22 protein-coding genes are annotated in these 22,018 nt (G+C 64.9%); 17 read left to right on the top strand and 5 right to left on the bottom strand.

The window, feature by feature from the left end; all coding sequences use genetic code 11:
- Positions 1-223: 223 nt before the first annotated feature.
- The 7 genes from CAG11_RS26900 (at position 224) to fdhA (ending at position 9,329) form a co-directional block, all read left to right on the top strand.
- Complete coding sequence (locus CAG11_RS26900) at positions 224-1,477, top strand: serine hydroxymethyltransferase (RefSeq protein ID WP_085599034.1); 1,254 nt, start codon at positions 224-226, stop codon at positions 1,475-1,477.
- 23 nt (positions 1,478-1,500) lie between these two features.
- Positions 1,501-2,751: a sarcosine oxidase subunit beta gene (locus CAG11_RS26905; protein WP_022641501.1), complete on the top strand. Its 1,251-nt coding sequence runs from the start codon at positions 1,501-1,503 to the stop codon at positions 2,749-2,751.
- A gap of 156 nt (positions 2,752-2,907) precedes the next feature.
- A complete protein-coding gene (locus tag CAG11_RS26910; RefSeq protein ID WP_085599036.1) occupies positions 2,908-3,210 on the top strand; it encodes a sarcosine oxidase subunit delta in 303 nt (100 codons plus the stop codon).
- On the top strand, positions 3,207-6,224 hold the full coding sequence (locus tag CAG11_RS26915; protein WP_085599038.1) for a sarcosine oxidase subunit alpha: 3,018 nt from the start codon (positions 3,207-3,209) through the stop codon (positions 6,222-6,224). The genes CAG11_RS26910 and CAG11_RS26915 overlap by 4 nt, the downstream gene beginning before the upstream one ends.
- A 130-nt stretch (positions 6,225-6,354) precedes the next feature.
- On the top strand, positions 6,355-6,987 hold the full coding sequence (locus CAG11_RS26920) for a sarcosine oxidase subunit gamma (protein ID WP_085599040.1): 633 nt from the start codon (positions 6,355-6,357) through the stop codon (positions 6,985-6,987).
- A gap of 117 nt (positions 6,988-7,104) precedes the next feature.
- The gene (purU, locus tag CAG11_RS26925) at positions 7,105-7,962 is read left to right on the top strand and encodes a formyltetrahydrofolate deformylase (RefSeq protein ID WP_085599042.1); all 858 of its coding nucleotides are present in this window, start codon (positions 7,105-7,107) and stop codon (positions 7,960-7,962) included.
- A 167-nt stretch (positions 7,963-8,129) separates the two neighbouring features.
- Positions 8,130-9,329: a formaldehyde dehydrogenase, glutathione-independent gene (gene fdhA / locus CAG11_RS26930; protein WP_031320644.1), complete on the top strand. Its 1,200-nt coding sequence runs from the start codon at positions 8,130-8,132 to the stop codon at positions 9,327-9,329.
- Positions 9,330-9,573: 244 nt separating this feature from the next.
- On the opposite strand, the gene CAG11_RS26935 is transcribed toward fdhA, so the two are convergent.
- The 4 genes from CAG11_RS26935 to CAG11_RS26950 form a co-directional block, all read right to left on the bottom strand.
- Positions 9,574-10,143, bottom strand: a complete 570-nt coding sequence (locus tag CAG11_RS26935; RefSeq protein ID WP_085599044.1) for a hypothetical protein — start codon at positions 10,141-10,143, stop codon at positions 9,574-9,576.
- Between the two features lie 140 nt (positions 10,144-10,283).
- Positions 10,284-10,958 carry an anti-sigma factor domain-containing protein gene (locus CAG11_RS26940; protein ID WP_085599045.1) on the bottom strand — a complete coding sequence of 225 codons (675 nt, stop codon included), beginning with the start codon at positions 10,956-10,958 and terminating at the stop codon, positions 10,284-10,286.
- Positions 10,955-11,599 carry a sigma-70 family RNA polymerase sigma factor gene (locus CAG11_RS26945; RefSeq protein WP_371857919.1) on the bottom strand — a complete coding sequence of 215 codons (645 nt, stop codon included), beginning with the start codon at positions 11,597-11,599 and terminating at the stop codon, positions 10,955-10,957. Before CAG11_RS26945 ends, CAG11_RS26940 begins: the two co-directional genes overlap by 4 nt.
- Before the next feature lie 55 nt (positions 11,600-11,654).
- Positions 11,655-12,248 carry a fasciclin domain-containing protein gene (locus CAG11_RS26950; RefSeq protein WP_085599049.1) on the bottom strand — a complete coding sequence of 198 codons (594 nt, stop codon included), beginning with the start codon at positions 12,246-12,248 and terminating at the stop codon, positions 11,655-11,657.
- A gap of 211 nt (positions 12,249-12,459) precedes the next feature.
- On the opposite strand from CAG11_RS26950, the gene CAG11_RS26955 reads away from it, so the two are divergent.
- The 9 genes from CAG11_RS26955 to CAG11_RS26995 all read left to right on the top strand — a co-directional run bounded on the left by CAG11_RS26955 (position 12,460) and on the right by CAG11_RS26995 (position 20,348).
- Complete coding sequence (locus CAG11_RS26955) at positions 12,460-13,026, top strand: DUF2780 domain-containing protein (RefSeq protein ID WP_085599051.1); 567 nt, start codon at positions 12,460-12,462, stop codon at positions 13,024-13,026.
- A 104-nt stretch (positions 13,027-13,130) separates the two neighbouring features.
- Positions 13,131-13,559 carry a DUF350 domain-containing protein gene (locus tag CAG11_RS26960; protein ID WP_022641493.1) on the top strand — a complete coding sequence of 143 codons (429 nt, stop codon included), beginning with the start codon at positions 13,131-13,133 and terminating at the stop codon, positions 13,557-13,559.
- 10 nt (positions 13,560-13,569) lie between these two features.
- The gene (locus CAG11_RS26965) at positions 13,570-14,325 is read left to right on the top strand and encodes a DUF1190 domain-containing protein (protein ID WP_085599053.1); all 756 of its coding nucleotides are present in this window, start codon (positions 13,570-13,572) and stop codon (positions 14,323-14,325) included.
- Positions 14,322-15,479 carry a glutathionylspermidine synthase family protein gene (locus CAG11_RS26970; protein WP_085599055.1) on the top strand — a complete coding sequence of 386 codons (1,158 nt, stop codon included), beginning with the start codon at positions 14,322-14,324 and terminating at the stop codon, positions 15,477-15,479. The genes CAG11_RS26965 and CAG11_RS26970 overlap by 4 nt, the downstream gene beginning before the upstream one ends.
- A 315-nt stretch (positions 15,480-15,794) precedes the next feature.
- A complete protein-coding gene (locus CAG11_RS26975; RefSeq protein ID WP_085599057.1) occupies positions 15,795-16,835 on the top strand; it encodes an aliphatic amidase in 1,041 nt (346 codons plus the stop codon).
- Positions 16,836-16,918: 83 nt separating this feature from the next.
- Positions 16,919-18,037, top strand: a complete 1,119-nt coding sequence (locus CAG11_RS26980) for an AAA family ATPase (RefSeq protein WP_085599059.1) — start codon at positions 16,919-16,921, stop codon at positions 18,035-18,037.
- A gap of 27 nt (positions 18,038-18,064) precedes the next feature.
- Positions 18,065-19,222, top strand: coding sequence for an aliphatic amidase expression-regulating protein AmiC (gene amiC, locus CAG11_RS26985; RefSeq protein ID WP_085599061.1), 1,158 nt, complete (start codon positions 18,065-18,067; stop codon positions 19,220-19,222).
- Positions 19,219-19,809 carry an ANTAR domain-containing response regulator gene (locus CAG11_RS26990; RefSeq protein ID WP_085599063.1) on the top strand — a complete coding sequence of 197 codons (591 nt, stop codon included), beginning with the start codon at positions 19,219-19,221 and terminating at the stop codon, positions 19,807-19,809. The genes amiC and CAG11_RS26990 overlap by 4 nt, the downstream gene beginning before the upstream one ends.
- A 32-nt stretch (positions 19,810-19,841) precedes the next feature.
- The gene (locus CAG11_RS26995; protein WP_022641486.1) at positions 19,842-20,348 is read left to right on the top strand and encodes an AmiS/UreI family transporter; all 507 of its coding nucleotides are present in this window, start codon (positions 19,842-19,844) and stop codon (positions 20,346-20,348) included.
- A 31-nt stretch (positions 20,349-20,379) separates the two neighbouring features.
- Here CAG11_RS26995 and CAG11_RS27000 read toward each other — a convergent pair whose 3' ends face one another.
- Positions 20,380-21,267, bottom strand: a complete 888-nt coding sequence (locus tag CAG11_RS27000) for an acyltransferase (protein WP_085599065.1) — start codon at positions 21,265-21,267, stop codon at positions 20,380-20,382.
- A 204-nt stretch (positions 21,268-21,471) separates the two neighbouring features.
- Between CAG11_RS27000 and CAG11_RS27005 the strand changes: the two genes are divergently transcribed.
- Complete coding sequence (locus CAG11_RS27005) at positions 21,472-21,972, top strand: ATP-dependent zinc protease (protein WP_085599067.1); 501 nt, start codon at positions 21,472-21,474, stop codon at positions 21,970-21,972.
- Positions 21,973-22,018 lie beyond the last annotated feature (46 nt).

The following is a 22,018-nucleotide window of genomic DNA, read 5'->3' on the forward strand; positions in this document are numbered from 1 at the left end:
GGCGCGTAGCGGCCGTGGGGCGTGGGGGTGGGAGGCTGGGGCTAGAGCCTTTGTCCGGTGCATTTGTCTGTGGGCGCCGGGGTATGTCGTAAACGCATCTTTGCGTGGCGTCCATAGGCATCTGGGCTCTGCGTGGCGGTCATACCATCGCATCCAAAGGGCGCAGCTTCAGGGCTGGCCTCACCGAGACGAAAGGCGCAGCGCCGCCGCTGGGAGAGACGTGATGTTCAGCAAGCAAGACCAGATCCAGGGCTACGACGATGCACTGCTGGCGGCGATCAATGCCGAGGAGCAGCGCCAGGAAGACCATATCGAGCTGATTGCGTCGGAGAACTACACCAGCAAGCGAGTGATGCAGGCCCAGGGCAGCGGCTTGACCAACAAGTACGCCGAAGGGTACCCGGGCAAGCGCTACTACGGCGGTTGCGAGCATGTGGACAAGGTCGAGGCCCTGGCCATCGAGCGGGCCAAGCAGTTGTTCGGTGCCGACTACGCCAACGTCCAGCCGCATTCCGGTTCGTCGGCCAACAGCGCCGTGTACCTGGCCTTGCTGCAGGCTGGCGACACCATCCTCGGCATGAGCCTGGCCCACGGCGGGCACTTGACCCACGGGGCCAAGGTGTCGTCCTCGGGCAAGCTGTACAACGCGGTGCAATACGGGATCGACACCAACACCGGGCTGATCGACTACGACGAGGTCGAGCGCCTGGCCGTGGAGCACCAGCCGAAGATGATCGTCGCCGGCTTCTCGGCCTATTCCAAGACCCTGGATTTCCCGCGCTTCCGGCAGATCGCCGACAAGGTCGGGGCGCTGCTGTTCGTCGACATGGCCCACGTTGCCGGGCTGGTGGCAGCCGGCTTGTATCCCAACCCGATCCCGTTCGCCGACGTGGTCACCACCACCACCCACAAGACCCTGCGCGGTCCCCGTGGCGGGCTGATCCTGGCCAGGGCCAACGAGGAGATCGAGAAGAAGCTCAACGCCGCGGTGTTCCCCGGCGCCCAGGGCGGCCCGCTGATGCATGTGATCGCGGCCAAGGCGGTGTGCTTCAAGGAGGCCCTGGAGCCTGGCTTCAAGGCCTACCAGAAGCAGGTGGTCGACAATGCCCAGGCCATGGCCGGCGTGTTCGTCAAACGTGGCTACGATGTAGTGTCCGGCGGCACCGATAACCATCTGTTCCTGGTCAGCCTGATCCGCCAGGGCCTGACCGGCAAGGATGCCGATGCCGCCCTGGGCCGCGCCCATATCACCGTGAACAAGAACGCCGTGCCCAACGACCCGCAGTCGCCGTTCGTCACCTCCGGCCTGCGCATCGGTACCCCGGCGGTCACCACCCGTGGCTTCAAGGTCGCCCAGTGCACCGAGCTGGCCGGCTGGATCTGCGACATCCTCGATCACCTCGGCGATGCCGATGTCGAGGCCAATGTCGCCCGCCAGGTGGCGACCCTGTGCGCCGATTTCCCGGTCTACCGCTGAGAGCCGCCATTGGAGCAATGACTATGCAACGCTACTCGGGCTTCGGCCTCTTCAAGCACTCTCTCAGCCACCATGAAAACTGGCAGCGCATGTGGCGCACGCCGACCCCGAAGAAGGTCTACGACGTGGTCATCGTCGGCGGCGGCGGCCATGGCCTGGCCACGGCCTATTACCTGGCCAAGGAACACGGCATCACCAACGTCGCGGTGGTGGAGAAGGGCTGGCTGGGCGGCGGCAACACCGCGCGCAACACCACCATCGTGCGTTCCAACTACCTGTGGGACGAGTCGGCGCAGCTCTACGAGCATGCGATGAAGCTCTGGGAAGGCCTGTCCCAGGACCTGAACTACAACGTGATGTTCTCCCAGCGCGGGGTCTACAACCTGTGCCACACCCTGCAGGACATCCGTGACTCCGAGCGCCGGGTCAGCGCCAACCGTCTCAACGGCATCGATGGCGAGCTGCTCAACACCCAGCAGGTGGCGGACGAGATTCCCTACCTGGACTGCTCGAAGAACACCCGTTATCCGATCCTCGGCGCTACCGTCCAGCGCCGTGGCGGCGTGGCCCGGCACGATGCCGTGGCCTGGGGTTTCGCCCGGGCCGCCGACGCCCTGGGCGTGGACCTGATCCAGCAGACCGAAGTGATCGGCTTTCGCAAGGAAAACGGCGCCTGCATCGGCGTCGAGACCACCAAGGGCTTCATCGGGGCCAAGCGCGTGGGCGTGGTCACCGCCGGTAACTCCGGGCACATGGCCAAGCTGGCGGGCTTTCGCCTGCCGATCGAGTCGCACCCGCTGCAAGCGCTGGTATCGGAGCCGATCAAGCCGATCATCGACAGCGTGATCATGTCCAACGCGGTGCACGGCTACATCAGCCAGTCCGACAAGGGTGACCTGGTGATCGGCGCCGGCATCGACGGTTGGGTCGGTTATGGCCAGCGCGGTTCCTATCCGGTGATCGAGCACACCATCCAGGCCATCGTCGAGATGTTCCCGATCCTTTCCCGGGTACGCATGAACCGCCAGTGGGGCGGCATCGTCGATACCAGCCCGGATGCCTGCCCGATCATTTCCAAGACCCCGGTGCCGAACATGTTCTTCAACTGCGGCTGGGGTACCGGCGGCTTCAAGGCCACCCCGGGCTCGGGCAACGTATTCGCCGCCAGCCTGGCCAAGGGCGAGATGCACCCGCTGGCCGCGCCGTTCTCCATCGACCGTTTCCACAACGGCGCCCTCATTGACGAACATGGCGCTGCGGCCGTCGCCCACTAACTAAAGGCCCCGTGAAAACTACTGCGCTCGGCAATACCACGTTAAAAACAGGCTCGAAATGCTCACTTAGTAAACTAAGCTCCGCTTTCTCCCCTGTTTTTGCCTTGTCTTGCCTTCGCTCGCTACGTTTTCACGGCGCTTTAGAGGAGAAACCCCATGTTGCATATCTTCTGTCCTCACTGCGGCGAGCTGCGCTCCGAAGAGGAATTCCATTCGTCCGGCCAGGCCCATATCCCTCGGCCGCTGGACCCCAATGCCTGCACCGACGAGCAGTGGGGCGAATACATGTTCTTCCGTGACAACCCCCGTGGCCTGCACCACGAGCTGTGGATCCATGCCGCCGGGTGCCGCCAGTACTTCAACGCCACCCGCGACACCGTGACCTACGAAATCCTCGAAACCTACAAGATCGGTACCAAGCCGCAATTCACCGCCAAGGCCGCGGGAGAGAAGGTATGAGCCAGACCAATCGCCTGTCCAACGGCGGACGCATCGACCGCAACAAGGTCCTGACCTTCACCTTCAACGGCCAGAGCTACAAGGGCTTCGAGGGCGACACCCTGGCCTCGGCGCTTCTGGCCAACGGGGTCGATATCATCGGCCGCAGCTTCAAGTACTCGCGGCCCCGGGGCATCTTCGCCGCCGGTTGCGAGGAGCCCAACGCGGTGCTGCAGATCGGCGCCACCGAAGCGACCCAGGTCCCCAACGTGCGGGCCACCCAGCAGGCGCTGTACCAGGGCCTGGTGGCCACCAGCACCAACGGCTGGCCCAGCGTCAACAACGACATGATGGGGATTCTCGGCAAGGTCGGCGGCAAGCTGATGCCGCCGGGCTTCTACTACAAGACCTTCATGTATCCGCAGTCGTTCTGGATGACCTACGAGAAGTACATCCGCAAGGCCGCAGGCCTGGGCCGCTCGCCCACCGAGAACGATCCGGACAGCTACGACAACATGAACCACCACTGCGACGTGCTGGTGGTCGGTGCCGGGCCTGCGGGCCTGGCCGCCGCCCTGGCTGCCGCTCGCAGCGGTGCGCGGGTGATCCTCGCCGATGAGCAGGAAGAGTTCGGCGGCAGCCTGCTGGACAGCCGCGAGAGCCTGGACGGCAAGCCTGCCGCCGAGTGGGTGGCCAGCGCCCTGGCCGAGCTCAAGGCCCTGCCGGAAGTGATCCTGCTGCCACGGGCCACGGTCAACGGCTACCACGACCACAACTTCCTGACCATTCACGAACGCCTCAGCGACCACCTGGGAGACCGTGCGCCCATCGGCCAGGTGCGCCAGCGCATCCACCGGGTGCGGGCCAAGCGTGTGGTGCTGGCCACCGGCGCCCACGAGCGGCCGCTGGTATACGGCAACAACGACGTACCGGGCAACATGCTCGCGGGCGCGGTTTCCACCTACGTGCGTCGCTACGGCGTGGCCCCGGGCAAGAAACTGGTGCTGTCCACCAACAACGACCATGCCTATCGCGTGGCCCTGGACTGGCTCGACGCCAGCCTGAACGTGGTGGCCATCGCCGATGCTCGGCACAACCCCCGTGGCGCCCTGGTGGAGGAAGCACGGGCCAAGGGCATTCGTATCCTGACGTCCAGCGCGGTGATCGAGGCCCGCGGCAGCAAGCACGTGACCGGCGCCCGGGTGGCGGCCATCGACGTCAAGGCGCACAAGGTCACCAGCCCCGGCGAGTGGCTCGACTGCGACCTGATCGCCAGCTCCGGCGGCTACAGCCCGGTGGTGCACCTGGCTTCGCACCTGGGCGGCAAGCCGGTATGGCGCGAAGACATCCTCGGTTTCGTACCGGGCGAAGCGCCGCAGAAACGCGTGTGCGTGGGCGGCATCAATGGTGTCTACAGCCTGGGCGACTCCCTGGCCGATGGTTTCGAAGGTGGCGTGCGCGCGGCCAGCGAGGCTGGGTTCCAGGTAGTCGAGGGTGTGTTGCCCAAGGCCCTGGCCCGGCATGAAGAGCCCACCCTGGCGCTGTTCCAGGTGCCCCACGAAAAAGGCACCGCACGGGCGCCCAAGCAGTTCGTCGACCTGCAGAACGACGTCACCGCTGCCGCCATCGAACTGGCGACCCGCGAGGGCTTCGAGTCGGTGGAGCACGTCAAGCGCTACACCGCCCTGGGCTTCGGCACCGACCAGGGCAAGCTGGGCAACGTCAACGGCCTGGCCATCGCCGCCCGTTCGCTGAACGTCAGCATCCCGCAGATGGGCACCACCATGTTCCGCCCGAACTACACGCCGATCACCTTCGGCGCCGTGGCCGGTCGTCATTGCGGGCATATCTTCGAGCCGGTGCGCTTTACCGCGCTGCATGCCTGGCATGTGCAGAACGGCGCCAAGTTCGAAGACGTCGGCCAGTGGAAGCGGCCCTGGTACTTCCCGAAGAACGGCGAAGACCTGCATGCCGCGGTCAAGCGCGAATGCCAGGCAGTACGCGACAGCGTCGGCCTGCTGGACGCCTCGACCCTGGGCAAGATCGATATCCAGGGGCCGGATGCCCGTGAATTCCTCAACCGCATCTACACCAACGCCTGGACCAAGCTCGACGTGGGCAAGGCCCGCTACGGCCTGATGTGCAAGGAAGACGGCATGGTCTTCGACGACGGCGTCACCGCCTGCCTGGCCGACAACCACTTCCTGATGACCACCACCACCGGTGGCGCGGCCCGCGTGCTGCAATGGCTGGAGATCTACCAGCAGACCGAATGGCCGGAGCTGAAGGTGTACTTCACCTCGGTCACCGACCACTGGGCCACCCTGACCCTGTCGGGCCCCAATAGCCGCAAGCTGCTCAGCGAAGTGACCGACATCGACCTGGACAAGGACGGTTTCCCGTTCATGACCTGGAAGGAAGGCCTGGTGGGCGGCGTGCCGGCCCGGGTGTTCCGGATTTCGTTCACCGGCGAGCTGTCCTACGAGGTCAACGTCCAGGCCAACTACGCCATGGGCGTGCTGGAGCAGATCGTCGAGGCGGGCAAGAAATACAACCTGACCCCTTACGGCACCGAGACCATGCACGTGCTGCGGGCCGAGAAGGGCTTCATCATCGTCGGCCAGGACACCGACGGCTCCATGACCCCGGACGACCTGAACATGGGCTGGTGCGTGGGCCGTACCAAGCCGTTCTCGTGGATCGGCTGGCGCGGGATGAACCGCGAGGACTGCGTGCGCGAGGAACGCAAGCAACTGGTGGGCCTCAAGCCGCTGGACCCGACCCAGTGGCTGCCCGAGGGCGCGCAGCTGGTGTTCAACCCCAAGCAGGCGATCCCCATGAGCATGGTCGGTCACGTGACTTCCAGCTACGCCCACAACTCCCTGGGGTATTCCTTCGCCCTGGCGGTGGTCAAGGGTGGCCTCAAGCGCATGGGCGAGCGGGTCTTCGCGCCCCTGGCCGATGGCCGGGTGATCGAGGCGGAAATCGTTTCTTCGGTGTTCTTCGATCCCAAGGGCGATCGGCAGAACGTCTAACCAGATCCCGTAGGAGCGAGGCTTGCCCGCGAAACGATAGGTGCGGCGCCTCAGCCAGAGCGCGATGTGCTCATCGCTGGCAAGCTCCGCTCCTACGGGTGTGATGCAAGAATTTGAAGACAGGTGCTCTATGACCGCAGTCAACGTTTACCAACAGCGCCCGAACGACGAAGCCAAGGCGCAATCGCCATTGCACCACGCCGACCTGCCGAGCCTGGTGGGCAAGGGCCGCAAGAACGCCGGGGTGATCCTGCGCGAGAAGAAATTCCTCGGCCACCTGACCCTGCGTGGCGATGGCCATGACCCGGCCTTCGCCGCGGGGGTGCACAAGGCCCTGGGCCTGGAACTGCCGGCCGCCTTGACCCTGGTGAGCAAGGGCGAGACCAGCCTGCAATGGCTGGGACCGGACGAGTGGCTGCTGATCGTGCCCGGTGGCGAGGAGTTCGCCGCCGAGCAGAAGCTGCGCGAGGCCCTGGGCCAGTTGCATATCCAGATCGTCAACGTCAGCGGTGGCCAGCAGATCCTTGAGCTGTCCGGCCCCGATGTGCGCCGGGTGCTGATGAAGTCCACCAGCTACGACGTGCACCCCAGCAACTTCCCGGTGGGCAAGGCGGTGGGCACGGTGTTCGCCAAGTCGCAGCTGGTGATCCGCCGCACCGGTGAGGAAACCTGGGAACTGCTGGTGCGCCGCAGCTTCTCAGACTACTGGTGGCTGTGGTTGCAGGATGCCGCCGCCGAATACGGCCTCAGCGTTCAGGCCTAGCAGCCTGCCAAGCCCTTGTCGCGGGCACGCCTCGCGCCTGCGGCCGGATTGTAGGAGCGAGGCTGCCCGCGATTCGACCGCCTAGCGGTTGCCTATCAAGAACAGGAGTTGTCCAGCATGAGCCGCGCCCCCGACACATGGATCTTGACCGCCGACTGCCCCAGCGTGCTCGGCACGGTGGATGCGGTGACCCGCTTCCTGTTCGAGCAGGGCTGCTACGTCACCGAGCACCACTCCTTCGACGACCGGCTCTCGGGGCGGTTCTTCATTCGCGTGGAGTTCCGCCAGCCCGATGGCCTCGACGAGGAGGGCTTTCGTGAGGGCCTGGCCGAGCGCGCCAGGGCTTTCGAGATGAACTTCGAGCTGACGGCCCCGCATTACCGGCCAAAGGTGGTGATCATGGTCTCCAAGGCCGATCACTGCCTCAACGACCTGCTCTATCGCCAGCGTATCGGCCAGTTGCCCATGGACGTGGTGGCGGTGGTGTCCAACCACCCGGACCTCAAGCCCCTGGCCGACTGGCACCAGATTCCCTACCACCATTTCCCCCTCGACCCCAACGACAAGCCGGGCCAGGAGCGCCAGGTATGGCAGGTGATCGAGGCGTCCGGCGCCGAGCTGGTGATCCTCGCCCGCTACATGCAGGTGCTGTCGCCGGACCTGTGCCGCAAGCTCGACGGCAAGGCGATCAACATCCACCACTCGCTGTTGCCGGGGTTCAAGGGTGCCAAGCCCTATCACCAGGCCTACAACAAGGGCGTGAAGCTGGTGGGGGCCACCGCCCACTACATCAACAACGACCTGGACGAGGGCCCGATCATCGCCCAGGGCGTGGAGGTGGTGGACCACAGCTACTACCCCGAGGACCTGATCGCCAAGGGCCGCGATATCGAATGCCTGACCCTGGCCCGGGCGGTGGGTTACCACATCGAGCGGCGGGTGTTCCTCAACGGCAATCGCACGGTAGTGCTTTAAACCAAGCGACAAGCCTCAAGCGGCAAGCTGCAAGCGAGAGGCGACAGGCAAAAAAGCGACACGCTCCAAGCCGCAAGAACGCGGTGTGTACTCTTCTTGCGGCTCGAAGCTTGCCGCTTGAAGCTGGCTCCACTTTCGTCACAACAACAACTACAGAGGTGACAAGCATGTCTGGTAATCGTGGTGTGGTGTATCTGGGCAGCGGCAAGGTCGAGGTACAGAAGATCGACTATCCGAAAATGCAGGACCCACGCGGCAGGAAGATCGAGCACGGTGTCATCCTGCGCGTGGTTTCCACCAATATCTGCGGTTCGGACCAGCACATGGTCCGTGGCCGTACCACCGCCCAGGTCGGCCTGGTGCTGGGCCATGAGATCACCGGCGAGGTGATCGAGAAGGGCAGCGACGTCGAGAACCTGAAGATCGGTGACCTGGTCTCGGTTCCTTTCAACGTGGCTTGCGGGCGCTGCCGTTCCTGCAAGGAGCAGCACACCGGGGTCTGCCTGACCGTCAACCCGGCCCGCGCCGGCGGTGCCTATGGCTACGTCGACATGGGCGACTGGACCGGTGGCCAGGCCGAGTACGTACTGGTGCCCTACGCCGACTTCAACCTGCTGAAGCTGCCGGATCGCGACAAGGCCATGGAGAAGATCCGCGACCTGACCTGCCTGTCCGACATCCTGCCTACCGGCTACCACGGCGCGGTGACCGCCGGTGTCGGTCCCGGTAGCACTGTGTATGTGGCCGGTGCTGGCCCGGTGGGCCTGGCGGCGGCTGCTTCCGCGCGCCTGCTGGGGGCGGCGGTGGTGATCGTCGGTGACGTCAACCCGGTGCGCCTGGCCCATGCCAAGGCCCAGGGCTTCGAGATCGCCGACCTGTCCAAGGACACCCCGCTGCACGAGCAGATCGCCGCCTTGCTGGGCGAGCCGGAAGTGGATTGCGCGGTGGATGCGGTGGGCTTCGAAGCCCGTGGCCATGGTCATGCCGGTGCCCAGCACGAGGCCCCGGCCACCGTGCTCAACTCGCTGATGGGCGTGGTGCGGGTGGCGGGCAAGATCGGTATTCCCGGGCTGTACGTCACCGAAGATCCGGGCGCGGTGGATGCCGCCGCCAAGCTGGGCAGCCTGAGCATTCGCTTCGGCCTGGGCTGGGCCAAGTCCCATAGCTTCCATACCGGCCAGACCCCGGTGATGAAGTACAACCGCCAGTTGATGCAAGCCATCATGTGGGACCGGATCAACATCGCCGAAGTGGTGGGCGTGCAGGTCATCAGCCTCGACGACGCGCCACGTGGCTACGGCGAGTTCGATGCCGGCGTGCCGAAGAAATTCGTCATCGACCCGCACAAACTGTTCAGCGCCGCCTGAACCCTGCGATAGCGACAAAGGGCGACCCACGGTCGCCCTTTTTCGTTGCCGAACCCTGTCGCCGCTGTCGAGCACCAGCGAGGCTGCGTACGGGCACGCAGCGCCCGCCAACCACCCCCCGCGTTGCATCAGTCACACCCTGGACTCAGGCCTGGCGGCCCGTGCCGTGCGCAGCCTGCGGCAGCGGCTACACGAAGCGAGGTTGTCGCCAGTTCATTGTCGGGCCCGCCAACCGGCCACAGGATCAATAGCCTTGGCCGGGATAGCTGAACCAGTGCTGTCCGTTGAGCACCTGGCTGACGAAGGCCGGGTCATACAAGCCCGGCGCATCGCGCTGGAAACGCGAACGCCATTGCGGCAGCCACCAATAGTCGAGCGCCGTACTCCTTGGGAACACCACCAGCTGCATGACGGCCTGGCCGATGGCGCCACGCTGGTACAGCCCGTGGGTGGCGTCCATCCAGCCCAGGTAGTGATCGATGGGCAGCGCGAGCATCAAGGCCGTGGCATGCACCTTTTGCGTCTCGCTGCGTTGCGGGTCGGCCAGCAGCGCCAGCGCTTCGCAGTAGTGGGCCGCGGGCCGTTGGACGATCGCCTGGGCCGCCGGGTCTTGAAGAATACCCAGGGGCCCGCCGTCGTCTCGCCAGTCGGCGCCCTGGCTGTCGTTGACATACTGGTCGATGAATTCGCTCAAGGGGCCGGAGACCACGGGCGAGCCCGGGCAGGAGGCGCCATCGACCGGGGTGCCGATGCGCCAGATGGCCACGCAGGCCGTGAGGGCTAGCAGGGTGCAGCAATAGAGCATGGGTTTCATTGGGCGCTTCCGTGCGGCGTTGGCCAGTCTGGAACCAGGCACATGCAACCATGGCCCTGGTTTTGGCGTGCGAAGTGTACCGTGCGCCGTTTTGCTGGCAAGCCGGATGCAACAAGGGGCCCTGCCGGTACAGGGGCACGTCAGAGCGCTGCCAACTGCCCCCGGTACAGCACCGGTCCGGTCGGTTGCCCGGTCGGCGAGCCACCGGAGGGCTCAAGGCTCACGGCCAGGGCAATCGGCGCGCCCAGCAGAGTGCGCTGGGCTTGGCTCAGGTTGATTCTGCCCTTGCCTCCGACCGGCACCACGCCAAGGGAGATTGGCTTGCCGTCGGCGGTAATCGCCCACAGCTCCAGGCTACGATCCAGACCCAGCGCCGGGAGGGTCAATGGCTCGACTTGCAGGTACTGGGCGTGGGCCAGGATGCGCAATGCCGGTTGCTGCTCGGCACTGAGCAACGTGGCGCTGTAGCGCACCTGGTCGTGCTGCTGGATAAAGCCGATGTACAAGGTTGCCAGCACGGCACAGGCGGCAAGAGCCAGGCGCAGGCGTATCCACAATGGATTCTTTTTCGGCAGGTGCAGCACTTGTGGTTCGATGCGTGCCTGGATGTTGTGCCACACACGCTCCGGCACATCCTTCTCCGGTAAGGCGTCCGTTAGCGCGCCCAGGCTCTCCTGCCATTGCGCCAGCTCTTGGCGCAGTGCCGGATCGTCCAGCAACAACATCTCGAAACGCCGCCGGGCAGCGCCCCGCATCAGGCCGATGGCGTAGTCGCCAGCCAGGGCGCGACGTCGCTCAGGGGTTTGGTAGTTCATGATTCCAGGCACCGGCGCAGGCGTTCCATGCCACGGCGAATCCAGGACTTCACCGAGCCCAGGGGCGCAGCCAGGTACTCGGCCAGCTCCGAGCTGGACAGGCCCCGGAAATAGGCCACGGTAATGGACTGGCGCTGCATCCCCTCTAGGCTTTCCAGGCAGCGGTTCAGGGCCTTGGCTTGTCGGGCACTGTCCAGTTGGTCGAGGGCCGAGGCCGTCTCGTCCAGCAACTGTTGTTCTTCGTGATCCTGCAAGGGGCGTTCACGTTGTTTACGCAGCTGGTCGATGGCCTGGTTGCGAGTGATGTTGATCATCCAGGTCATGGGGGCCGACAGGTGCGGCTGATAGTGGGTGGCGTTGTTCCAGATGCGTACGAAGCTTTCCTGAAGAACCTCCTCGGCCAGGTCCCGCCGCCCCATGAAGTGCAGCGCAATGCCATGCAGGCGCGGAGCAACGCTGTGGTACAGCGTCTCGAAAGCGTGACGGTCTCCCAGTGAACACTGGGCCAGCAAGTGTCTGAGAGGATCAGGATCGAGGCTGGAAATAGCGGTTCTCCAGACAAGCGGGAAGAGGGCAAATGACGACCGGCGACAGGGCATGCAGCCTGAGGTTAGTCCAGGGTCGGTCGTTGTTCCATTCACCTTCGTCCACCTCATGGCTGTACCGGTCCCGACGGACGGGGCCGGCACTCGGGACTCAGCCTTTGGGCAAGAGCACCCTGTCGATCACCTGGATCACGCCGTTGGACTGGTTGACGTCATAGGTGGTGATGTCGGCGACACCCCCTTTCTCATCCTTGATCTGGATGTTGTGCGGGCCATTCATCATCAGCCACAGCTTGCCACCGGACACGGTGGTCAGTTCGGCCTTGCCGCCGCCCGCCTGGATCCGCTTGAACAGCTCCATCATGTCCAGCTTGCCGGCGACCACGTGGTAGGTGAGCACGTGGGTCAGGGCTGCCTTGTTCTCCGGCTTGAGCAGGGTGTCGACAGTGCCGGCAGGAAGTGCGGCAAAGGCTGAATTGACAGGGGCGAACACGGTGAACGGACCTTTGCCCTTCAAGGTCTGGACCAGCCCGGCGGCTTTCACCGCTGCTACCAGGGTGGTGTGATCGGCGGAATTGACCGCATTGTCGATGATGTCCTTGGTCGGCAGCATGGCCTGGCCGCCAACCATGACGGTGTCGTGGTTCATTTCGGCGGCCTGGACGCTGGCCAGGCCCATGGCGGTGCCCAAGGTCAGGCTCAACAGGCTGGCAATCAATGGGGCTTTGATCGAGTGGCGCTTCATGATGGTGATCCTTGTGAGAGTACGGCCAGACAATTTCTGCCCGTGTGGGGTATACGCAGACCACCGGCACTTGGATGCAGCTTTTTTCGACTAGATTTCAAGCAGCCATGGATCTTGCGGCCCCTCGGAACATTCGTCCGCGCCATGAGTCCAACGGCTGTTTTCCCGCCACTCGATTCCGGGTGGTTTCTCGCCCCATGAGGTTGTTTCGATGAATATTCCACGCGGTTTCGCCCTGGCTACCCTGATGACCCTGGCAGCCGGTTCGGCCCTGGCCGGCGGTTTCAGCCTGAACGATGCGGCCAATGCCATTTCCGGCATGCAGGGTGGCGACAAGGCTGCCGCTGCGGCACCGACCTCGCAGACCGCCGGCCTGCTCGGCGCCCTGGGTTCGCAGCTCAATGTCACCCCCCAACAAGCCATCGGCGGCACCGGCGCCATGCTCGGCCTGGCGAAGAACCAACTGAGCGGCTCGGACTACTCGCAACTGAGCAAGAGCGTGCCGGGCCTGGACAAACTGTCGGGCAGCAATGCCCTGGGCAGCCTCGGTGCCTTGGGCGGCCTGCTCGGCCAGTCGTCGGGCCAGAACGCCGGGCTGGACAACGCCCTGGGTAATGTCAAGAACACCAGTGACCTGAACAATGCGTTCAGCGCCCTGGGCATGGACAGCGGCATGGTCGGGCAATTCGCCCCGGTGATCCTGCAGTACCTGGGCCAGCAAGGGGTGGGCGGCTCGCTGCTGCAAAGCCTGAGCAGCATCTGGGGCGTGGCCAAGTAAGGCGACGGCCCCGGTGCCAAGGTGCCGGGGCCAATCCTCCAGTATTCGGCGAATCGGGCCTGTGATATATCTCGCGCCCCGTTTTCCAAGGAAGCCCGAACGCGATGTTCATGGATGCACTGAAGATGTCTCTGCCCGCCAATGCGGTGCTTGGTTTTACCCTCTACATGCTGGGCGCGGCCCTGGTTTTCGCCCTCTACGCCTTCATCTACACCCGCCTGACGCCCCATAACGAATTCGCCCTGATCCGCCAGGGCAACAGTGCGGCGGCCATCGCCCTGGCCGGTGCCTTGCTGGGCTTCGCGATCCCGGTGGCCAGCGCCATTTCCCACTCCATCTCGATCATCGACTTCCTGCTCTGGGCGGCGATTGCCGCCGTGGTGCAGTTGCTGGCGCTATTGGCCGTGAGCCTGACGCTCAAGGGCTTGTCCCGGCGCATCGTCGACCAGGAGAACGCCGCGGCGATCCTGGTGGCTGCGGTTTCCGTCGGTGTCGGCCTGCTGAATGCGGCCTGCATGACTCCATCGACCTGAGGGCGCAGCGATGAAACGCAGTAGAAGCGTGCGCCTGGTACTGCTGGGCAGCGTGCCGTTCGCCCTGGCGGCCTGTGATGGCCAGCCCCAGGCGACCCGGGTCGTGCGCCAGGTCCAGCATTTCAGCACCCCAGAGGAGTGCGCCCAGGCGCAGGTTCCCATGGATATCTGCCTGGACGCCCGTCACGATGCCTGGGCATATGGCCAGGAGGAGGGTCCGCGTTATTGGGACCTGAAGCGTTGCGAGGCGGATTTCCTGCCGGGCGCTTGCACCATCTCCAGCGATGGCCGGGCCTATGTGCCGATGTTCTATGGGTTCGCCCTGACCACTGATCGCACGGTGCCGGTTACTCCAGAGGACGAGCAGCAGGCCGCGACCGATAGTTCCAGCAGCAGCTCCAGTAGCACGGGCTCCAGTAGCGGCAGCAGCTCGTTCAGCGGCGGCGGTGGTCACGGTTCGAGCTCTTCGGGTTCGAGTTTCTGGCGCTGGATCGGCCTGGACTCGACGCCTGAGCCACGCTACTTCACCGAAGGCCTGTACAAGGAGCGTGACGCCCAGGGCGGTGAACGCTTGAGTACCCTCGCCCAGCAGGTCGAGGGCGGCAAGAGCTTCCCCGGCGCCAGCAGCGGCCGTTTCGCTATCTCCAGCCCCGAGCACTTCACCAGCACGGGCAGTTCCTTCTCCGGTGCCCATGAGGTGGTCAGTCGCGGCGGTTTCGGCTCCAGCTCCAGCTCCGGCCACAGCAGCTGGGGGTTCGGTTCTTGAAGCGGGTCCACAGCACGCCGCGCCCGGACTGGCAGGCCACGGCGCAGCGACTGGGGTTCGCCTTCCACACCTTCGATGGCGAGCCCTATTGGGACGAGTCGGCCTATTACCAGTTCAGCCTGCGGCAGATCGAGGAGCACCTGGAGGACCCGACCCAGGCGCTGCATGAGTTGTGCATGGAGCTGGTGGCCGAGGTGGTGGAGAGCGAGGAGCTGCTGCAGCGCCTGGCCATTCCCGAGGCGTTCCACGAGCTGGTCCGCAGCTCGTGGAAGCGCCGCGACCCACACCTCTATGGCCGCATGGACCTGTGCTACGACGGCCACGGCCCGGCCAAGCTGCTGGAGACCAACTACGACACCCCGACCTCGCTGTATGAGGCCAGCTTCTTCCAGTACGTCTGGCTCGAACAGCAGATGCAGCGTGGCCAGCTGCCGGCGCGGTGCGACCAGTTCAACAGCATCGAGGACAAGCTGCTGCAAGCCTTCGTGCAGGGCGGTTTCGGCTCGCCGTTGTACTTCTCCTCGGTCCGTGGCTCGGTGGAAGACCGGGGCACCGTCGAGTACCTGCGCGACATCGCCCGCCAGGCCGGCCTGCGCACGCGGATGATCGATATCGAGGACATCGGCCTCGATGCTGGCGGGCGTTTCGTCGACCTGCAGGGCACGCCCATCGACAATCTGTTCAAGCTTTATCCGTGGGAGCAGATGTTCAACGAAGACTATGGCCGGGCCATCGCCGCTAGCCGCACCGGCTTCGTCGAGCCGCCATGGAAGGCGATCCTCTCCAACAAGGGCGCCATGGCCCTGCTCTGGGAACGTCATCCGGGGCATCCGAACCTGCTGCCGGCGTTCATCGACGAGCAGCCGGCCGGCGACCTGCAACCGGGCTGGGTACGCAAGCCGTTCTTTTCCCGGGAGGGCGCCAATGTGCAGATCCGTACAAACGCTGGCGAACGGTTGAGCGAGGCCGGGCCCTACGGCGCGGGCCCGAGCATTCGCCAGCAGTTCCAGCCGTTGCCGAACTTCGCCGGCAACCACACCGTGATCGGTAGCTGGGTGATCGGCGACCGGCCGGCGGGGATCGGCATTCGCGAGGACAATTCGCCGATCACCAAGGACAGCAGCCGTTTCCTGCCCCATGTGATCCTCGACTGAACCTTGTCCGATACCGCCTCGCAGGGGGGCGTGTCGTCGTTTACAAAAAAATCCCCGCTAAGCCTGGCGCTGCAAGTGCCGGGCTAGAGGGTTCTTTTTGGCATGGGCCGATCCTGCTGGCGCGCCGGGGGTTGCGCGGTGCTTGACAAGGTTTCAGGCGCGGCGCTTAGATAAGCCCCATCAGGAAAAGCGCATCAGCGTCGATGTCGCCGATCCATCCAGGTCGTACATGCCAAAGAGCAAATGAGCTCTCCCGGGGTTATCCCCGGGAGGGCTTTTTTTCGTCCGCAAAAAATAAAAATAGAGGTATCAGATATGCGTCATGGCGATATTTCCAGTAGCAACGATACCGTTGGCGTCGCAGTGGTGAACTACAAGATGCCACGCCTGCACACCCGCGCCGAGGTCCTGGCCAACGCGCAGAAGATCGCCGACATGGTGGTCGGCATGAAGCAGGGCCTGCCGGGCATGGACCTGGTGATTTTTCCCGAGTACAGCCTCCAGGGGATCATGTACGACCCGGTGGAAATGATGGAGACGGCGGTCGCCATCCCCGGCGACGAGACCGAGCTGCTGGCCCGTGCTTGCCGCAAGGCCAACGTCTGGGGGGTGTTCTCGCTGACCGGCGAGCGCCACGAAGAACACCCGAACAAGGCGCCGTACAACACCCTGGTGCTGATCGACAACAAGGGCGAGGTGGTCCAGAAGTACCGCAAGATCATCCCCTGGTGCCCGATCGAGGGCTGGTACCCCGGCGGCCAGACCTTCGTCAGCACAGGGCCCAAGGGCATGCAGATCAGCATGATCATCTGCGACGACGGCAACTACCCGGAGATCTGGCGTGATTGCGCGATGAAGGGCGCCGAGCTGATCGTGCGCTGCCAGGGCTACATGTACCCGGCCAAGGAACAGCAGGTGCTGATGGCCAAGGCCATGGCCTGGGCCAACAACACCTACGTGGCGGTGGCCAATGCCGCGGGCTTCGATGGCGTCTATTCCTACTTCGGCCACTCGGCGATCATCGGTTTCGATGGCCGTACCCTCGGTGAATGCGGCGAGGAGGAAATGGGCATCCAGTACGCCCAGCTGTCGATCTCGCAGATCCGTGATGCCCGGGCCAACGATCAGTCGCAGAACCACCTGTACAAGATCCTCCATCGCGGCTACACCGGCTTGAACAACTCCGGCGAGGGCGACCGTGGCCTGGCCGAGTGCCCCTTCGAGTTCTACAAGACCTGGGTGACCGACGCCGAGAAGGCCCGGGAAAACGTCGAGAAGATCACTCGCTCGACCTCGGGCGTTGCGCAGTGCCCGGTGGGGCGGCTGCCCTACGAGGGTGTGGAGAAAGAGGCCTGACCTGCGCGGCAGGTTGAACGGCGGGCTGTCGCAGCCAGGCGGCCCGCGTCCTTTTCTTCCCTGCGCAAGATGGAGTCATTCCCATGCCCTTCCTGACCGACATGCTGGAGCAGTCGCAGCGTCGCCAGGCCCAGGACCAGGCTCTGGCCAGCGAGAACCGCGCCGATGCGCCGCTGGTCCAGGCCCACCTGGCCAGCCAGGCGGCGCTGCACAGCCGTTACCGTTTCGATATCGAGGCCATCATGGCCAGTTTGCGCGCCGAGATCCTCGGCCAGGACCAGGCCTTGGACCGTGTCCAGGACATGCTCCGGGTGGTGCGCGCAGACATCACCGATCCACGCCGACCGCTCTACACCGCCTTGTTCCTGGGGCCCACCGGGGTGGGCAAGACCGAGATCGTGCGGGCCCTGGCCAGGGCCCTGCATGGCGATGCCGATGCCTTCTGCCGCATCGACATGAACACCCTGTCCCAGGAGCACTATGCCGCCGCGCTCACTGGCGCGCCGCCCGGCTACGTGGGGGCGAAGGAGGGCAATACCCTGTTCGACCAGGACAAGCTCGACGGCAGCCTCGGGCGCCCCGGCATCGTGCTCTTCGACGAGCTGGAGAAGGCCAGCCCGCAGGTGGTCCAGGCGCTGCTCAACGTGCTGGACAACGGCATGCTCACGGTGGCCTCGGGCGAGCGCAGCTACAGTTTTCGCAACAGCCTGATCTTCATGACCAGCAACCTCGCGGCCCGGGAGATCCAGGGCTACGACCAGCGGCGCAAGGGCTGGCTGGGCTGGTTGCTGCCCTCCACCGCGGCTTCACGGCATCGGGCGGTGGAAAAGCTGGTCAGGGCCCGCTTGCTCAAGGCCTTCGCCCCGGAGTTCGTCAACCGTCTCGACAACATCATTACCTTCAACTGGATCGAGCGTGGCCTGGTGGAGCAGTTGGTGGCGCTTGAGGTGCAGCGGCTCAACCGGCGCCTGGAGAAGCATCGCTGCAGCCTGGTGGCCACGCCCCAGGTGCTGGCCCAGGTGGCCCGCGCCGGTTTCGACCGGCAGTTCGGCGCCCGTGCGTTGCGCCGCAGCGTGCGCCAGCATCTGGAAGTGCCCCTGGCCGAATTCCTCCTGGAGTACCACGCTCCGGTCATGGGCGAGCCACCGGTGGTCTATGCGGCGCACATGGCGCAGGGCAGGATCGGGTTCAGCCGCCAGTAGGCCGCGTCGAACAAGGAGCAGTCATTCATGGTTTCACATCCGGACCAGCCCCAGATCGGGCTGCTGTTTTCCGAGACCGGCGTCACCGCCGACATCGAGCGTTCGCAGCGCTACGGCGCCTTGCTGGCCATCGAGCAACTGAACCGCCAGGGCGGCGTGGCCGGCCTGCCGATCCAGGCACTGGCGCGGGACCCCGGCGGCGATCCGGATCGCTATCGGCTGTACGCCGATGAGTTCATCCGCAACCACGGGGTACGCCTGCTGGTGGGCTGCTACATGTCCCACACGCGCAAGGCGGTGATGCCGGTGGTGGAGCGCACCGACGCGCTACTCTGCTACCCGACGCCCTACGAGGGCTTCGAGTATTCGCCGAACATCATCTACGGCGGCCCGGCCCCGAACCAGAACAGCGCGCCGCTGGCGGCCTACCTGATCCGCCACTACGGGGAACGGGTGGTGTTCATCGGCTCGGACTACATCTACCCCCGGGAGAGCAACCATGTGATGCGCCACCTGTATCGCCAGCACGGCGGCACGGTGCTGGAGGAGATCTACATCCCGCTGTATCCCTCGGACGAGGACCTGGCGCGAGCCGTGGACCTGATCGTCAAGGCCCAGGCCGACGTGGTGTTCTCCACCGTGGTGGGCACCGGCACCGCCGAGCTGTACCGGGCCATTGCCCGGCGCTATGGCGACGCGCCCCGGCCCCGGATCGCCAGCCTGACCACCAGCGAGGCGGAGATCGCCAAGATGGGCAGCGAGGTGGCCGAGGGGCATGTGGTGGTCGCGCCGTATTTCTCCAGCATCGATACCCCGGCCAGTCGCGAGTTCGTCCGCGCCTGCAATGCCTTCTTTCCCGAGGACGTCAGCATCACCGCGTGGACCGAGGCGGCCTACTGCCAGACCCTGATGCTCGGCCGGGCCATGCAAGCGGCCCAGGGCTGGCGGGTGGAGCAGGTGCAGCCCGAGCTTTACCGCCAGCGCCTGGACGCCCCCCAGGGACCGATCTGGGTGGAACAGCAGAACAACCACAGCCACTTGACCTCGCGCATCGCCGAGATCGATTCACGCGGGACGTTCCAGGTGCGCTGGCAATCCCCCGAGCCCATCCGGCCGGACCCCTACGTGGTGGTGCACAACCTGGACGACTGGTCCGCCAGCATGGGCGAGGGCTTGCACCGATGAGCGCCAACTCGATCCTCGGTTCCCTGCGCGAGCTGCAGGTGATGGTGCTGAACCCGCCCGGGGCCTTGAGCGATGCCCTGGTGTTGCAGCTGATCCGTATCGGTTGTTCGGTGCGCCAGATCTGGCCGCCACCCAAGCACTTCGATGTGCCGGTGGACGTGATCTTCACCGGCATCTTCCAGAACCATCATCACGAGCAGATCAGTGCGCTGGTCGGCAGCGGCTCGCCGCGCACCACCGTGGTGGCCCTGGTGGAGTACGAGAGCCCGGCGGTGCTGTCGCAGATCATCGAGCTGGAGTGCCACGGGGTGATCCTCCAGCTGTTGGACGCGCACAAGATCCTGCCGGCGCTGGTCGCCGCGCGCCGGGTCAGCGAAGAGCTGTTCAAGCTCAAGCACAAGCACGCGCAGTTGCAGGAACGCCTGGCCAGCCAGGTGGATATCAACCGGGCCAAGGTGCTGTTGATGCAACTGCATGGCTGGGAGGAAGGCCAGGCCCATGGGTTCCTCTGCCAGGAGGCGATGAAGAGCCGGGAGCCGATTCTCAAGGTCGCCCAGGACCTGCTGCGCCAGCACCCGGACAAATGAGCCAAGAACAACAATAACGCGAGGGTATCGTCATGCTGCTTGGATTGATTCTGCTGTACGTGGGCGCCGTGCTGTTCGTCAACGGCATCTGGCTGATGGAGCGCATCAGTGGCAGGGAGGTCGCGGTGATCAATGCCCTGGTCGGCAGCCTGAGCCTGCTGGTGGCCCTGTACATGATCTTTCTCGCCGGCGAGGTGCGGGGTGGGGCGCTGACCCTGCTGTTCGCGTTCACCTACCTGTGGGTGGCGGCCAACCAGTGGCTGGGCAACGACGGTCGGGGGCTGGGCTGGTTCTGCCTGTTCGTCAGCCTCACCGCGGCCACGGTGGCGATCCAGGCGCTGGGCGATCTGGGCGGGGCTTTCGGGGTGTGGAACGCGCTCAACTGGCTGGCCTGGACCCTGTTGTGGTTCACCTTCTTCCTGCTGCTGGGGCTGTCGCGCAAGATCCAGCGCCAGGTGGCGTTGTTGACCCTGGCCTGCGCGATCGGCACCGGCTGGATTCCCGGGCTGTTGATCCTCGGGCAGGTGCTCAAGCCCTAGGGGCGGCGCCCCCAGGGTAGCGGGATGGGGCTCAGTCGGCCCCGGCCAGCAACGCGTCGATACGCTGGTCCTTGTCGGTCCACAGCTGGTTGACCCAGTCCTGGACCTGCTGGCGGAACGCCGGGTCGTTCTCGTAGTCGCCGTGCCACAGGGCCGGGTCCAGCTCGCGAGTACGGATATCGATGATCACCTTGGGCACGTTGCCGCTGATCAAGTCCCAGAAGCCGGGAATGCGTTCCTGGGGGTAGACCACGGTGACGTCCAGCATGGCGTCCAGCTGTTCGCCCATGGCGGCCAGGACGAAGGCCACGCCGCCAGCCTTGGGCTTGAGCAGGTGGCGGAAAGGCGAGGCTTGCTGCTCGCGCTTGGCCGGGGTGAAGCGGGTGCCTTCCAGGTAGTTGACCACGGTCACCGGCTGGCGCTTGAACAGCTCGCAGGCGGCCTTGGTGATCTCCAGGTCCTTGCCTTGCAGTTCCGGGTGCCTGGCCAGGAAGGCCTTGCTGTAGCGCTTCATGAAGGGGTAGTCCAGCGCCCACCAGGCCAGGCCCAGGAACGGCACCCAGATCAGTTCCTTCTTGAGGAAGAACTTGAAGAACGGCGTGCGCCGGTTGAGGGTCTGGATCAGGGCCGGGATGTCGACCCAGGACTGGTGGTTGCTGACCACCAGGTACGAGGTGTCTTCACGCAGGCCTTCGCCACCGCGAATGTCCCAGCGGGTGGGGATGCAGGTGGCGAAGATCAGCTTGTCGATCTCGGCCCAGGTCTCGGCGATCCACATCACCGCGCCGGAGGCATAGTCCCGCAGGCGGCCCGGCAGGACCAGCTTGAGCAGGGCGAACACCATCAAGGGTCCGAACAGCACCAGGGTGTTGAGCAGAAGCAGCAGGGTGACGAGACAGCCGGTGAGCAGTCGGCGCATAGGGCACTCTTCAGATTTCTCGGGGCGCGCAATGATAAGCAGCTTCGGCGAGCAGGCCAAATTCTAGTGTGCTGACGAATGTTTCACCTGCGCTGTGACAAGCTTTTTACAAGTGTCCTGCAGACTGGTTGCGGCAGCGTCCGAACCAATCGCCCGGCGGCGGTCTAAAATCCCGCAGCCCCTTTCCTCGAGGAATCCATCGTCGTGAAATCCGTCCTTGCACTGCTGTCTCTTGTGGCGTTGCCGGTCCTGGCCGCCGAGCCGACCCTGTACGGTCGCTATGAATACATCCGCCTGCCGGAAATCGGCGAAACCCTGGCCGCCAAGATGGATACCGGGGCCCTGACCGCGTCGCTGTCGGCCAGGGACATCCAGACCTTCACCCGCGATGGCGAGAACTGGGTGCGCTTCCGCCTGGCCACCAAGGATGCCGGCGACAAGGTCTACGAACACAAGGTGGCGCGGATCAGCAAGATCAAGAGCCGTTCCGACGAAGACGACGAGCGCGACGAGCCCCAGGCCGCCAAGCGCCCGGTGGTGGAGCTGGAAATGTGCCTGGGCAACGTCAAGCGTACGGTGGAGGTCAACCTCACCGACCGCAGCAGCTTCAACTATCCGCTGCTGATCGGCGCCAAGGCCCTGCGCGAATTCGGCGCGGCAGTGAACCCGGCACGGCGCTACACCGCCGACAAGCCTGACTGCTGATTGGGCTGGCGCGCGGCGCAGGCGGCGGTGCAAGCTCCGATTGACT

Source organism: Pseudomonas sp. B6(2017) (assembly GCF_002112765.1).
Classification (GTDB): Bacteria; Pseudomonadota; Gammaproteobacteria; order Pseudomonadales; family Pseudomonadaceae; genus Aquipseudomonas; species Aquipseudomonas piscis.